Below are 13348 nucleotides of genomic sequence, written 5' to 3' on the forward strand. Positions count from 1 at the left end.
GGCGAATCATACAGCGTTTAAAACCGCTGTCAACCACCATTTCAACCGCTTGCGATCATTCGATCGTAGCCCTTTCAACTTCACCTTAACTAGTTAACTCGTTGAATCTCAAGGAGTTTTTCGTTCCGATGTCGCTGGAAGTGGGGCGCATTATAAGGGGATTCGAAAGCGCGTCAACCCTTAATTTCAAGAAACCTTAACATCGCTGAAAAGCAAAGCGGGGAGGCCTGACGGCCTCCCCGCTTTTAAGCAACACCGGACAGCTCTACAGCACGCCCACATCACGCAAGCGCTGCACCTCTCCCGCTTGCAGCCCCAACACTTCCCCCAGCACCAGCTCAGTGTGCTCACCCAACAGGGGTGGCGCCCGGCGATACTCCACTGGCGTCTCCGACAACCGTATCGGGCTCGCCACCTGCGGAACGCTACCCGCCAGCGGATGGGGAATGCTCACCGCCAAACCCCGCGCCAGCACCTGAGGGTCCTGAAACATCTGCGCCAGGTCATTGATCGGCCCACATGGCACGCCCGCAGCTTCCAACTGGCTCACCCACTCGGCCGTGGTCTTGAACACTGTGGCCTGGCGGATCAAAGGAATCAGCTCCGCCCGGTTGGCTACCCGCAGCTTATTAGTGGCGAAACGCGGATCATCCGCCCACTGTGGCTGCCCGGCCACTTCGGCGAACTTGCGGAACTGACTGTCGTTGCCCACGGTAAGAATGAAGTCACCATCCGCCGTCGGGAAATCCTGGTAGGGCACTATATTGGGATGCGCATTACCTAGCCGGCGAGGCGGGGCACCCGTGGTCAGGTAGTTCATGGCCTGGTTCGCCAGGCAGGCCACCTGTACATCGAGCAGCGCCATGTCGACATGTTGCCCCACCCCGGTCTGATCCCGGTGGGCGAGGGCAGCGAGCATCGCCACCGTGGAATACAGCCCGGTAAGGATGTCGGTAAGCGCCACACCCACCTTGACCGGCCCTGCACCTTCCTCGCCCTCCGGGCGGCCGGTCAGGCTCATCAGCCCGCCCAGCCCCTGGATCATGAAATCGTAACCCGCACGCTTGGCATAGGGCCCGGTCTGGCCAAACCCCGTGATGGAGCAATAGATAAGCTGTGGATTGACCGCCTTCAGGCTCTGGTAGTCCAACCCATAAGCAGCCAGACCGCCCACCTTGAAGTTCTCGATGACGATATCGGACTTGGCTGCCAGCTCACGCACCAGGCGCTGCCCCTCAGGCTGGGTGAAGTCGATGGTCACCGAGCGCTTGTTGCGGTTGGCCGACAGGTAATAAGCCGCCTCGCTGGTATTGTCACCCGCAGCATCCTTCAGGAAGGGCGGGCCCCACGCGCGCGTATCGTCACCACTGCCCGGGCGCTCGACCTTGATCACGTCAGCGCCCAGGTCAGCGAGAATCTGGCCAGACCATGGGCCGGCCAACACGCGCGAAAGGTCCAGCACCCGCAGATGTGATAGCGCGCCCATGGGCTGGCTCCTTATTAATAGAAAGCCTGGATACCGGTTTGCGCACGCCCCAGGATCAATGCATGCACGTCGTGCGTGCCTTCGTAGGTGTTGACCACCTCCAGGTTGACCAGATGACGGGCCACGCCGAACTCGTCGGAGATGCCATTACCACCCAGCATGTCACGCGCCATGCGGGCAATATCCAGCGCCTTGCCGCAGGAGTTGCGCTTCATGATCGAAGTGATCTCCACCGCAGCCGTCCCTTCGTCCTTCATGCGCCCCAAGCGCAGGCAGCCCTGCAGTGCCAAGGTGATTTCGGTCTGCATGTCAGCCAGCTTCTTCTGGATCAGCTGATTGGCAGCCAGCGGGCGACCGAATTGCTGGCGATCCAGCGTGTACTGACGCGCAGTGTGCCAGCAGGCTTCCGCAGCACCCAGCGCCCCCCAGGAGATGCCATAACGGGCTGAGTTCAGGCAGGTGAACGGACCTTTGAGGCCGCGCACATCCGGGAAGATGTTCTCTTCTGGCACGAACACATTGTCCATGACGATTTCACCGGTGATCGAGGCGCGCAGGCCAACCTTGCCATGGATAGCCGGCGCACTCAGGCCTTCCCAGCCCTTTTCCAGCACAAAGCCGCGGATATCACCGGCATCGTCCTTGGCCCAGACCACGAACACATCAGCGATCGGGCTGTTGGTGATCCACATCTTGCTGCCGGTCAGCCGGTAGCCGCCATCGACCTTCCTGGCGCGGGTAATCATCGACCCTGGGTCAGAGCCGTGGTTAGGCTCAGTCAGGCCGAAACAACCGATCCACTCACCACTGGCCAGCTTGGGCAGGTATTTCTGCTTTTGTGCTTCGGTACCGAACTCATTGATCGGGACCATGACCAGCGATGACTGCACACTCATCATCGAGCGGTAGCCCGAGTCGATACGCTCCACTTCACGCGCAATCAGGCCATAGCACACGTAGTTCAGGCCGCTGCCACCGTACTGCTCAGGGATGGTTGCCCCCAGCAGGCCGACTTCACCCATCTCGCGGAAGATCGCCGGGTCAGTCTGCTCGTGGCGGAACGCTTCAAGTACACGAGGGGCCAGCTTGTCCTGGGCGAACTGATAAGCGCTGTCACGCACCATGCGCTCTTCTTCAGTGAGCTGCTGATCCAGCAGCAGCGGGTCGATCCAGTTGAAGCTTGCTTTACCGGCCATGAGCGAAATCCTCGAAATAGGGGGCAGTTTCTTGTGCCTTTGAGCCTAGGCCTGATCGGCCGCCGGGACAAACGAGGATTGCGCACCAATTAGTGATAATTTGTCACTTCGTAAATCGGCAAAACGCCATATTGACAGCCTTACAAGTGAGGTTGACGTACATGCGCCGCAAGATCCCCAGTACCGCTGCCCTGGTTTGCTTCGAGGCGGCAGCACGCAACGAGAGCTTTACCAAGGCCGCCCAGGAACTGGCCCTGACCCAGGGCGCCGTTTGTCGCCAAATTGGCGGCCTGGAGGCCTTTCTCAATGTGGAATTGTTCCGCCGCTCGCGCCGCGGCGTGAAGCTGACCGAAGCCGGCCTTTCCTATAGCCGTCAGGTTGCCGCCCAACTGGACGCCGTGGAGCGCGATACCTTGTCGGTGATGGGCCAGCAGGGGGCCAGCGTGATCGAACTGGCAGTGGTGCCTACCTTCGGCACTCAATGGCTGCTTCCGCGCCTCAAGGACTTCCAGCAACGCCACCCGGAGGTCACGGTCAACCTCACCAACCGAACCCGGCCATTCCTGTTCGCCGACACTTCGTTCGATGCCGCGATCTATTTCGGTGATGCCGATTGGTCCGGCACCCAGTCTCACCGGCTGATGGGGGAAAACCCGGTCCCCGTCTGCAGCCCGGCATTGCTGGCCGGGCAGGGCATGCTTGAAGCACAGCGCATCGCCCAACTACCCCTGTTGCAGCAAAGCACGCGCCCCTATGCCTGGCGGCAATGGTTCGGCAGCTTGGGGATGAATGTGGAGCGCGACATGACAGGCCCGCGTTATGAACTATTCTCGATGCTCGCCCAGGCGGCCATACATGAAATGGGGATCGCGCTGATTCCGCCGTTCCTGATCCAGCGCGAACTGGAGGAGGGCAGGCTGGTGGTCGCTAACAGGCATGCCCTCGATAGCGACAAGGCCTACTATCTAATGATTCCGGAGCGCAAGGTGGAATCGGCATCACTACGCGCCTTCCGTGACTGGCTGGTAAGCCAGGCCCACGCCTACACCGCAAGAAAATGAGCAATGCGACAAATTGACTCTGTAGTCAATTATTTTAAACACCTACAGATATATGGATTTGTCGCATATCCATAAACTGTTATGCAAGCCAGAAAATACCCTTTAACCCTGCTAAGCACGCGGCCTTGCGGGTTATTTTGCGACACTTACCGTGCCGTAAGCGAAATGACCGAAAAATTTTTGTTTTTTTCTCCTAATCTGCCAATAGCCCATGTTTGACGGGCTACAGCCTTATTGCTGCGACAAGCGGTCACAGGGTGACTTGTAGTTTTAACTTCGTTTCGCTCCAGAACCGGTTGAAGGCCCCTTGGTTCGTCTGCAAAATGCTTCGCCCGCCCGGAAACTGGCGGATCGGCGCTCCACAGCCGCCCCAGCGCACCATCCGAAGTGTGCTGGCTTTTACAAAGACAAAAGGTCACCGCAGGAGAAAAGTCGTGCACATTGGTGTTCCTCTCGAGACGCAGACCGGTGAGACAAGGGTCGCTGCGACCCCGGAAACCATCAAGAAACTGATTGGCCAGGGCCATCAGGTCACCGTCCAACGGGGGGCAGGGCTTAACGCCGCCATTCCGGACAGTGCCTATGAGGCCGTGGGTGCTTCCATGGGGAATGCCGCCGACGCCTACGGCGCCCAATTGGTACTCAAAGTGGTCGCCCCCAACGACCAGGAACTGGCCCTGATCAACAGTGGCAGCCTTCTGGTGGGCATGCTCAACCCCTTCAACAGCGAACTCATCGGCAAAATGGCCGAACGCGGCATTACCGCCTTCGCCCTGGAAGCCGCACCGCGTACATCGCGGGCGCAAAGCCTGGACGTGCTGTCGTCGCAAGCCAACATCGCCGGTTACAAGGCTGTGTTGCTGGCGGCCCATCACTACCCGCGCTTCATGCCCATGCTGATGACCGCTGCCGGTACCGTTAAGGCCGCGCGCGTGTTGATTCTGGGTGCGGGCGTTGCCGGCCTGCAGGCCATTGCCACGGCCAAGCGCCTGGGCGCAGTGATCGAAGCGTCCGACGTACGCCCGGCGGTGAAAGAGCAGATCGAGTCGCTGGGCGCCAAGTTCATCGACGTGCCCTACGAGACCGATGAGGAGCGCGAATGCGCCGAAGGGGTGGGTGGTTACGCCCGCCCGATGCCGGCCAGCTGGATGCAACGCCAGGCCCAGGCTGTACATGAGCGCGCGAAGCAGGCGGATATCGTCATCACCACCGCACTGATCCCCGGCCGCAAGGCACCAACCTTGCTCAGCGCCGAAACCGTCGCGCAAATGAAGCCTGGCTCGGTGGTCATCGACCTCGCTGCAGCCCAGGGTGGCAACTGTCCGCTGACGGTTGCTGACCAGGTGGTGCAGGAAAATGGCGTGACCATCGTCGGCCCGACCAACCTGCCAGCGCAGGTGGGTGCCGATGCCTCGGCGCTGTATGCACGCAACCTGCTGGACTTCATGAAGCTGCTGTTCGACAAGGACGGCGCACTGGTCATCAACCTCGAAGACGACATCGTCGCGGCCTGCCTCATGTGCCGCGATGGCCAGGTCGTCCGCAAGAACGGCTAAGGAGCACGACAATGGAAGACATGCTGATTTCCCATGGCATCTACAACCTGATCATCTTCGTGCTGGCCATCTATGTGGGCTACCACGTGGTCTGGAACGTCACCCCGGCACTGCACACCCCATTGATGGCGGTCACCAACGCCATCTCGGCAATCGTTATCGTCGGCGCCATGCTGGCCGCGGCCCTGACCGTTACCCCGGCTGGCAAACTGATGGGCACCCTGGCCGTGGCCCTGGCCGCGGTCAATGTGTTCGGTGGCTTCCTGGTCACCCGCCGCATGCTTGAGATGTTCAAGAAGAAAGCCAAGAACGAGGGGCAGAAGTAAGCATGAGCATGAATCTGGTAACACTTCTGTACCTGGTTGCGTCGATCTGCTTCATCCAGGCGCTCAAAGGCCTGTCGCACCCGACCACTTCGCGGCGCGGCAACCTGTTCGGCATGATCGGCATGGGGATCGCCATCCTCACAACCGTCGGCCTTATCTATAAGCTGGGGGCAGAGCTTGCCACTGCCGGCATCGGCTATGTGATCGTCGGCCTGCTGGTTGGTGGTACCGCCGGTTCGATCATGGCCAAGCGCGTCGAAATGACCAAGATGCCAGAGCTGGTCGCCTTCATGCACAGCATGATCGGTCTGGCGGCGGTGTTCATTGCCATCGCCGCCGTGCTGGAGCCGCAGTCGATGGGCATCGTTGCCGCCATCAGCGACCCGATCCCTACCGGCAACCGCCTGGAGCTGTTCCTGGGTGCTGCAATCGGTGCCATTACCTTCTCCGGCTCGGTAATCGCCTTTGGCAAGCTGTCGGGCAAGTACAAGTTCCGCCTGTTCCAGGGCGCACCGGTACAGTTCGCCGGCCAGCATAAGCTGAACCTGATCCTCGGCCTGACCACCATTGCCCTGGGCCTGCTGTTCACCTTCACCGGCCACTACAGTGCCTTCACCCTGATGCTGGTTCTGGCCTTCATCATGGGTGTGCTGATCATTATTCCGATCGGTGGCGCCGACATGCCGGTGGTGGTGTCGATGCTCAACAGCTACTCGGGCTGGGCTGCGGCCGGCATCGGTTTCTCGCTGAACAACTCGATGCTGATCATTGCCGGCTCCCTGGTCGGTTCGTCCGGTGCCATCCTCTCGTACATCATGTGCAAGGCGATGAACCGTTCGTTCTTCAACGTCATCCTTGGCGGCTTCGGCGGAGACACCGATACGGGTGCGGCGCAAGGCTCCAAAGAGCAGCGCCCGGTGAAGTCCGGCTCGGCCGACGACGCCACTTTCCTGCTCAGCAACGCCGACAGCGTAATCATCGTGCCGGGTTACGGCCTGGCGGTGGCCCGTGCCCAGCATGCGCTGAAGGAGCTGACCGAAAAACTGACCCACAACGGCGTAACCGTTAAGTACGCGATCCACCCAGTGGCAGGTCGCATGCCCGGGCACATGAACGTATTGCTGGCCGAGGCCGAAGTACCTTACGACCAGGTGTTCGAAATGGAAGACATCAACGCCGAGTTCGGTCAGGCCGACGTGGTGTTGGTGCTGGGTGCCAACGACGTGGTCAACCCGGCGGCGAAGAACGATCCGAAATCGCCCATTGCCGGCATGCCGATCCTCGAAGCCTTCAAGGCCAAGACCATCATCGTCAACAAACGCTCCATGGCCAGCGGCTATGCAGGTCTGGACAACGAACTGTTCTACCTGGACAAAACCATGATGGTGTTCGGTGATGCCAAGAAAGTGATCGAAGACATGGTCAAGGCTGTGGACTGACATCCACTGCTGAAAACCAGCTGATATAAAGGAAGCCCCGGTCAGAATCTGCCGGGGCTTTTCTTTTATTGATCCGGATCAACGGCTCTACTTCAGGGCTCTCATACGACCATGGTCGTGGGACGGCATTGGGCGAAATCTCTAGACTGCGCTGCAGTAGTTTCAGTAGCCCGAGATAACAATCCATGTACCGTGATCGTATCCGCTTGTCCTCCCTGCACAGCAAGGTAATGAGTGCGGCTGATGCCGCTGGTCTGATCGAGGACGGCATGACCGTCGGCATGAGCGGTTTCACCCGCGCCGGCGAAGCCAAAGCCGTACCGCATGCACTGGCCGAACGTGCCAAGCAGTCGCCACTGAAAATCAGCCTGATGACCGGCGCCAGCCTGGGCAACGACCTGGACAAGCAACTGACCGAGGCCGGCGTGCTGGCTCGCCGCATGCCATTCCAGGTCGATAGCACCCTGCGCAAGGCCATCAACGACGGCCAGGTGATGTTCATCGACCAGCACCTGTCGGAAACCGTCGAGCAACTGCGCAACCAGCAGCTGAAACTGCCGGACATCGCCGTCATCGAAGCCGTGGCCATTACCGAGCAAGGCCACATCGTGCCAACCACATCGGTAGGCAACTCGGCCAGCTTCGCGATCTTCGCCAAGCAGGTGATTGTCGAGATCAACCTCTCGCACAACCCCAACCTGGAAGGCCTGCACGACATCTATATCCCGACCTACCGCCCGACCCGCACGCCAATCCCGCTGGTCAAGGTCGACGACCGTATCGGCAGCACCGCCATCCCGATCGACCCGGCCAAGATCGTCGGCATCGTCATCAGCGACCAGCCGGACTCCCCATCCACCGTGCTGCCGCCGGATGACGAAACCCAGGGCATTGCCGACCACCTGATCAACTTCCTCAAGAAAGAAGTTGAAGCTGGCCGCATGACCAACAAGCTCGGCCCGCTGCAGGCCGGTATCGGCAGCATTGCCAACGCCGTAATGTGCGGCCTGATCGAATCGCCGTTCGAAGACCTGACCATGTACTCCGAAGTACTGCAGGACTCCACTTTCGACCTGATCGATGCCGGCAAACTGAGCTTCGCTTCGGGCAGCTCGATCACCTTGTCCACTCGCCGTAATGCCGACGTATTCGGCAACCTGGAGCGCTACAAGGACAAGCTGGTGCTGCGCCCGCAGGAAATCTCCAACCACCCGGAAGTGGTGCGTCGCCTGGGCATCATCGGTATCAACACCGCACTGGAGTTCGATATCTACGGCAACGTCAACTCCACCCACGTGTGCGGCACCAAAATGATGAACGGGATTGGTGGTTCGGGTGACTTCGCCCGTAACGCCCACCTGGCTGTGTTCGTCACCAAGTCGATTGCCAAAGGCGGCGCGATTTCCAGCGTGGTGCCGATGGTCAGCCATGTCGACCACACCGAGCACGACGTGGACATCCTGGTCACCGAGCAAGGCCTGGCCGACCTGCGTGGCTTGGCGCCACGCGAGCGGGCACGGGCGATCATCGACAACTGTGTGCACCCAGACTACCGCGCTGCGCTGAACGATTACTTCGATCGTGCCTGCCAGCGTGGCGGCCATACCCCGCACATTTTGCGTGAAGCACTGAGCTGGCACGAAAACCTGGAAGAAACCGGGCGCATGCTGGCTAGCTGATCAATTCGTGATCCGGAACAGCGTGTGCTGTTCCGGTCACGCTCCCTGTAGGAGCGGCTTTAGCCGCGAATACCGGCACAGCCGGTGTCATCCTCCGTGTCGCCTGATTCGCGGGCAAGCCCGCTCCCGCAAGACCCTCACAATCATCATTAAAAACTGTTCTACTGTACTGGTATTTCTGCCAGTCCCTTCCTCGCGAAATCCTCACATCAGCCAAAAATGCACCAATATCGTGCAGACCAGTACAGTTGCGCTTGTTTCGGGTGCAACAGTAGGGTTACACAGTTAACTGAGCCATCGTCTTTCAACTGAACTGTATCTACTGTTATGGACGACAGAGGAGGATCATTGGCATCAGTTAAATCACTACCTAATCCCGCCATAAGCGGAAGGATGAAGCATCATGGAACGTACCCTCAGTTCCGGTCTGGTTTTTGAAAGCAACGCCCAGCAATCCAACGCCTCGCTGCCGCTGCGCGCACTGTCCACCCTGCTGCTGTGGCAGCGCCGTATGGCTAGCCGCCGTCAACTGGCTCGCCTGGACGCCCGTCTGCTGGCCGACGCTGGTATCAGCGAGTCGCAGCGTTACGAAGAGCTGAGCAAGCCTTTCTGGCGCTAAGCACCGGCTTGCCGGCTTCGGCCGGCACCGCGAATTCCCGAAACCCGCTGCAGGTAACTGCAGCGGGTTTTTTGCATCCAGGCCGCATGCTAGAGCCTCTCTCAAACGAACAAGTACAGTTTTTATAATCCAAAAACATATAGGTACAGTTTGTTGGCGCGCTTTTCATTAACATCCAGAAACACCGGCGCGTGATACGCTTGGCTTCACAGTCTGGTAGAACCCACTGTTAAAAGTACCGTGACGAGCTGTGCGAGCGTCCGATTAAGCAGAACCCCCGACCCTAGTCCAGGAGTCCACGATCATGTCCCGTAAATACCTGATTGGCGCCGCCCTGATGCTGAGCCTGGCCGGCACCGCAAACGCCACCAGCTTCGTTGTCACCACCGACGCCGTCGTTGGCGCGGTAGCCGCGTCCACCGATGCCACTTCCGATATCTCCTCCTCGTTCAAAGACGACAAGATCGTCAAGGCCGCCCGCGACGATGCCGCTGCCTTTGTTGGCAGCCAGGGCGACATCCGCGGTGCCAAACTGGAAAGCGCCTTCTTGCACATCCGCTCGCAAGCACCCGCGTTGCAGGCCAGCGATGCGCAACTGGCCCAGGCCATCCTGGCACTCTGACGCCAGCTGAGCCCTCTGGCTGTGCTGGTCACTACCAGCACAGCCATCCAGCCTTTGCGCCCCACCTTTCCAGCTGTTGTAGAGCCCATGCGTTATCTGTTGCCGCTGCTGTTTTCCGTTGCAGGCATGGCCAGCGCCCATGCCATGGATACCACCACGCAAAGCCTGGTCATTACCGGCTATGTCACCAGCCAGGTCACCACTGCACCCTTCGATCGCAAACTGGTCCGCCAGGCGCGCGACGATGCGGCGGCCTTCGTGGCCAGCGACGGCCAGATCCGCGGTGTGCGGCTGGAAGCTGCGCTGGAATCATTACGCCACAATTGTGCACGGCACGCCGTCGGCGACCTGGAACTGGCGCAGGCAATTCTCGTCCAATGACTACATCTGACTCCCTGTATTTTTCGGAGATGCTCCATGCGTAAACCGCTGATTGCCGCTACCCTCGGCATGCTGCTGCTGGCCGACCTGGCCCAGGCACAGACCCTGGTGGCCACCAGCAATATCATCGTGCGTGCCTTTGGCCGCTCGATCGACTTCACCTCGGACACCACCACCTCGATTCGCGACTCCAAAGTGGTGCGCGAAGCCCATGACGACGCTGCCAGCTTCGTCGCCAGCAACGGTGACATTCGCGGCGCCCAGCTTGAGGCGGCCTTCAACACCCTGCGCGAGCGCGTGCCAGAAGCGCGTGGCGCCAGCGACCAGGTACTGGCCGAAGCCATCCTCGCACTGTGAAACGCGTGCGTGCCTGGCTGCTCGGCTGCGCCCTGACGCTGCCCGGCACGCCCGTATTGGCCGACCTGCAGCTTCAGCTGCAGGCAACCGGCATGGACCCGCAGCAAACCCAAGCCACCCAGGCCCTGCTCGATGAGGCCTTGGGCAAGCTGCCCCCCCGATTCAAGCAGCAGCTGGACCGCCGCGTGCGGGTCAGCTGGAGCGACAGCATGCCGGCGGATGCCTACGGCCAGGCATCGCTGGTGTCCACCCTTGAGCTCAATCGACGCCTGCTGCCCGGTCTCACCGACGGCAGCGCTGCTACCGAACGCACCAACCGCCCCCATGGCACGGTGCGCGAAGAATTGCTGGCCACCGTGCTGCACGAGCTTACCCATATCTACGACCGTGCCCGCCTGTGGCCCGCTGCCGAGCATTCGCTGATTGCCCGCTGCAAGCGCCAGCAAGGCACGCTGGGCAAAATCGGCCTGCCCGAAGCGTGCCGGGGCCAGGCCGAACGCCGCTTCACCCTCAGCGACGACCCGCGTTTGCTCGACCTGGCGGGTTGGCAACAGTACGTAGGCCGTCGTGGCGAGCGCGAGCAGCACAATGGTCAGTTCGTGCGCAGCCCCGACAGTTATGAACTGAGCAGCCCCAAGGAGTACATCGCGGTCAACATGGAGTACTTCCTCCTCGACCCGAGCTACGGTTGCCGCCGCCCGGCGCTGAACCAGTACCTGCGCGAACACTTCGGCTGGGCACCGCAACAGGACACCTGCGCCAAGGGCCTGCCGTTCATCAATGCCGGCAGCGACTTTGCCCGCCAGCCGCTGGGTGAAATCGACCCTGAGCGGGTCTATGAAGTGGACTACCTGCTGGCCGAAGCCAACCAGAACCTGGTCAGCCGCTGGGGCCACAGCATGCTGCGCCTGGTGATCTGCAAGCCGGGCCGCCCACGCGGGCCGGACTGCCGCCTGGACCTCGACCAGAGCCTGGTGCTGTCGTACCGCGCCTTCGTCAACGATGTGCAGCTGTCCAGCTGGGACGGCCTGGTCGGCAACTACCCCTCGCGGCTATTCGTGTTGCCGCTGGGCCAGGTAATCGACGAATACACCAAGACCGAGCTGCGCAGCCTGGCTTCCGTGCCCTTGAGGCTTAACCGCGACGAAATCGAGAACCTCGTACGCCAGGCCGCCGAAATGCACTGGAGCTATGACGGCAACTACTGGTTCCTGTCCAACAACTGTGCCGTGGAGTCGTTGAAATTGCTGCGCAGCGGTACCGCCAACCCACGCCTCAACGACCTCGACAGCATCATGCCCAACGGCTTGCTGGCGGTGCTCAAGGGCAGGGGGCTGGCAGACACCAGCGTGCTGGATGACCCGCGTGAGGCGCTGCGCCTGGGCTACCGGTTCGATTCCTATCGCGACCGCTACCAGGCCATGTTCGAGGTGCTGCGCAAACAGCTGCCGATCAAGCAGGCCCTGGTCGAAGACTGGCTGGCACTGGATGCCGAGCAGCGCCGCCCATGGTTTGCCAAGGCCGACCTGCGCACCAGCGCCGCGTTACTGCTGCTCGAACAGGCCAGCTTGCGCCGGCAACTGCTGCTGGCCCAGGACGAGGTCAAGCAGCGCTACCTGAATGCCGCTGCCTTGAAAGATGGCAGCGTCAGCAAGGCCGATGCGACCCTCAAGCAGATGCTCGCCAACAGCGGCTTTCTCAGCCGCCCGGCAGAACTGCTCAATGCCAAGGGCTACGGGCTGCCGCAGCCCGAGGAGCGCAAGCACCTTGAGCAGGTGAGCAGCGAACGCCAGGCACAGTTGTTGCGTTTGAGCACCAGCCTGGACAAAGAGGTGAGGGCGCTGCTGGAGCCGTCGCGGGCCAAGGAAATTGCGGCTGTCGAGGCCAACGTGAAGCAGATTGGCGAACATTTGCGGGCACTGCACAAGGCAGCGGGAGGCCTGCAGTTGTAATGTTGCCTACAGTTTCTCCTCTGCCTCCGAAGGCAAATCCTCATCCAGGTGCAACCAAGGCAACCGGCTACCCACCCAGATATGCCGGTTGGCCCTGACCCGCTCCGGGTGATCCAGCGTCGCCACCGTCACATCGACCGTTTCCGGGCTATGGGTAGTCATCAGCGCCACATGCGCTCCGCACTGCCCACAGAAGTACCGGCTGCAACTGGCCGGCGCCACATAGCAGTTCGGCTCACCCGCCAACCACTGAAACCCGGAGCGGGGCAGGGTGAGCCAGGTCACTACCAACCCTCCGCTTACCCGCCGGCAAATCGAACAATGGCAGTGGGCGATGTCTGTCAGGTCACCCACCAGCCGGTAACGCAAGGCGCCACAATGGCAGCCCCCTTCGGTTACATCCTGCATCACCTACCTCTCGTCGCCTTTGCTTCGGCGAAAGCTGGCTGAAAGCTTGCGCTCATAGGATAGCCCCCACTACCGGCACAAGACCGGTCAGCCAGGGCACCCGGTAATTACCGAGCCCGGCCCAATCAACAACAACAATGGTGATTCTGATGTATTCCTGTGCCCGCCTTTCTGTAGTTCCCCTCCGCATGCTCCCTGCGCAGCGCCCGACGCGCTGATCCGCCCGAATCGACATTCCTTTCGCCGCGCCACGCCTGGAGTATTGC

General features: G+C 60.8%; 13 protein-coding genes. 10 read left to right on the forward strand and 3 right to left on the reverse strand.

Translation table 11 applies throughout. The features are described from left to right. Positions 1-265: 265 nt before the first annotated feature. Together A0O30_RS15080 and A0O30_RS15085 are read right to left on the reverse strand one after the other, a co-directional pair. Positions 266-1486, reverse strand: coding sequence for a CaiB/BaiF CoA-transferase family protein (locus A0O30_RS15080; protein WP_105947045.1), 1221 nt, complete (start codon positions 1484-1486; stop codon positions 266-268). A 14-nt stretch (positions 1487-1500) separates the two neighbouring features. After that, positions 1501-2682, reverse strand: coding sequence for an acyl-CoA dehydrogenase (locus A0O30_RS15085; RefSeq protein ID WP_016712875.1), 1182 nt, complete (start codon positions 2680-2682; stop codon positions 1501-1503). A gap of 161 nt (positions 2683-2843) precedes the next feature. Here A0O30_RS15085 and A0O30_RS15090 point away from each other — a divergent pair, with 161 nt between their 5' ends. The 10 genes from A0O30_RS15090 to A0O30_RS15135 all read left to right on the forward strand — a co-directional run bounded on the left by A0O30_RS15090 (position 2844) and on the right by A0O30_RS15135 (position 12674). Continuing rightward, on the forward strand, positions 2844-3743 hold the full coding sequence (locus A0O30_RS15090) for a LysR family transcriptional regulator (RefSeq protein WP_026020486.1): 900 nt from the start codon (positions 2844-2846) through the stop codon (positions 3741-3743). A gap of 434 nt (positions 3744-4177) precedes the next feature. Beyond that, the gene (locus tag A0O30_RS15095) at positions 4178-5299 is read left to right on the forward strand and encodes a Re/Si-specific NAD(P)(+) transhydrogenase subunit alpha (RefSeq protein ID WP_028699520.1); all 1122 of its coding nucleotides are present in this window, start codon (positions 4178-4180) and stop codon (positions 5297-5299) included. Between the two features lie 11 nt (positions 5300-5310). Continuing rightward, complete coding sequence (locus A0O30_RS15100; RefSeq protein ID WP_016484308.1) at positions 5311-5625, forward strand: NAD(P) transhydrogenase subunit alpha; 315 nt, start codon at positions 5311-5313, stop codon at positions 5623-5625. 2 nt (positions 5626-5627) lie between these two features. Beyond that, a complete protein-coding gene (locus A0O30_RS15105; protein WP_105947046.1) occupies positions 5628-7064 on the forward strand; it encodes an NAD(P)(+) transhydrogenase (Re/Si-specific) subunit beta in 1437 nt (478 codons plus the stop codon). A gap of 185 nt (positions 7065-7249) precedes the next feature. After that, positions 7250-8743: an acetyl-CoA hydrolase/transferase family protein gene (locus tag A0O30_RS15110; RefSeq protein WP_016712872.1), complete on the forward strand. Its 1494-nt coding sequence runs from the start codon at positions 7250-7252 to the stop codon at positions 8741-8743. A 403-nt stretch (positions 8744-9146) separates the two neighbouring features. Further along, entirely contained in the window at positions 9147-9362 is a 216-nt protein-coding gene (locus tag A0O30_RS15115; protein WP_003256968.1) for a DUF1127 domain-containing protein, read from the forward strand. Positions 9363-9666: 304 nt separating this feature from the next. Continuing rightward, the gene (locus A0O30_RS15120) at positions 9667-9984 is read left to right on the forward strand and encodes a DUF2388 domain-containing protein (RefSeq protein ID WP_016712871.1); all 318 of its coding nucleotides are present in this window, start codon (positions 9667-9669) and stop codon (positions 9982-9984) included. Positions 9985-10071: 87 nt separating this feature from the next. After that, complete coding sequence (locus tag A0O30_RS15125) at positions 10072-10365, forward strand: DUF2388 domain-containing protein (protein ID WP_016712870.1); 294 nt, start codon at positions 10072-10074, stop codon at positions 10363-10365. A gap of 36 nt (positions 10366-10401) precedes the next feature. Next, positions 10402-10722, forward strand: coding sequence for a DUF2388 domain-containing protein (locus tag A0O30_RS15130; protein WP_012316830.1), 321 nt, complete (start codon positions 10402-10404; stop codon positions 10720-10722). Then, a complete protein-coding gene (locus A0O30_RS15135) occupies positions 10719-12674 on the forward strand; it encodes a DUF4105 domain-containing protein (protein WP_105947047.1) in 1956 nt (651 codons plus the stop codon). Before A0O30_RS15130 ends, A0O30_RS15135 begins: the two co-directional genes overlap by 4 nt. A gap of 6 nt (positions 12675-12680) precedes the next feature. Here the strand turns inward: A0O30_RS15135 and A0O30_RS15140 are convergent, their stop codons facing one another. Continuing rightward, positions 12681-13082: a GFA family protein gene (locus tag A0O30_RS15140; RefSeq protein WP_105947048.1), complete on the reverse strand. Its 402-nt coding sequence runs from the start codon at positions 13080-13082 to the stop codon at positions 12681-12683. Positions 13083-13348 lie beyond the last annotated feature (266 nt).

This window comes from Pseudomonas sp. LLC-1, assembly GCF_002992185.1.
GTDB classification, from domain to species: Bacteria; Pseudomonadota; Gammaproteobacteria; order Pseudomonadales; family Pseudomonadaceae; genus Aquipseudomonas; species Aquipseudomonas monteilii.

Excerpts from the sequence above, each read along its gene's own strand:
- A0O30_RS15130 (WP_012316830.1), top strand. The coding sequence starts at position 10,402 with ATGCGTAAACCGCTGATTGCCGCTACCCTCGGCATGCTGCTGCTGGCC.
- A0O30_RS15110 (WP_016712872.1), top strand. The coding sequence starts at position 7,250 with ATGTACCGTGATCGTATCCGCTTGTCCTCCCTGCACAGCAAGGTAATG.
- A0O30_RS15120 (WP_016712871.1), top strand. The coding sequence starts at position 9,667 with ATGTCCCGTAAATACCTGATTGGCGCCGCCCTGATGCTGAGCCTGGCC.
- A0O30_RS15100 (WP_016484308.1), top strand. The coding sequence starts at position 5,311 with ATGGAAGACATGCTGATTTCCCATGGCATCTACAACCTGATCATCTTC.
- A0O30_RS15085 (WP_016712875.1), bottom strand. The coding sequence starts at position 2,682 with ATGGCCGGTAAAGCAAGCTTCAACTGGATCGACCCGCTGCTGCTGGAT.
- A0O30_RS15115 (WP_003256968.1), top strand. The coding sequence starts at position 9,147 with ATGGAACGTACCCTCAGTTCCGGTCTGGTTTTTGAAAGCAACGCCCAG.
- A0O30_RS15090 (WP_026020486.1), top strand. The coding sequence starts at position 2,844 with ATGCGCCGCAAGATCCCCAGTACCGCTGCCCTGGTTTGCTTCGAGGCG.
- A0O30_RS15105 (WP_105947046.1), top strand. The coding sequence starts at position 5,628 with ATGAGCATGAATCTGGTAACACTTCTGTACCTGGTTGCGTCGATCTGC.
- A0O30_RS15140 (WP_105947048.1), bottom strand. The coding sequence starts at position 13,082 with ATGCAGGATGTAACCGAAGGGGGCTGCCATTGTGGCGCCTTGCGTTAC.
- A0O30_RS15080 (WP_105947045.1), bottom strand. The coding sequence starts at position 1,486 with ATGGGCGCGCTATCACATCTGCGGGTGCTGGACCTTTCGCGCGTGTTG.
- A0O30_RS15125 (WP_016712870.1), top strand. The coding sequence starts at position 10,072 with ATGCGTTATCTGTTGCCGCTGCTGTTTTCCGTTGCAGGCATGGCCAGC.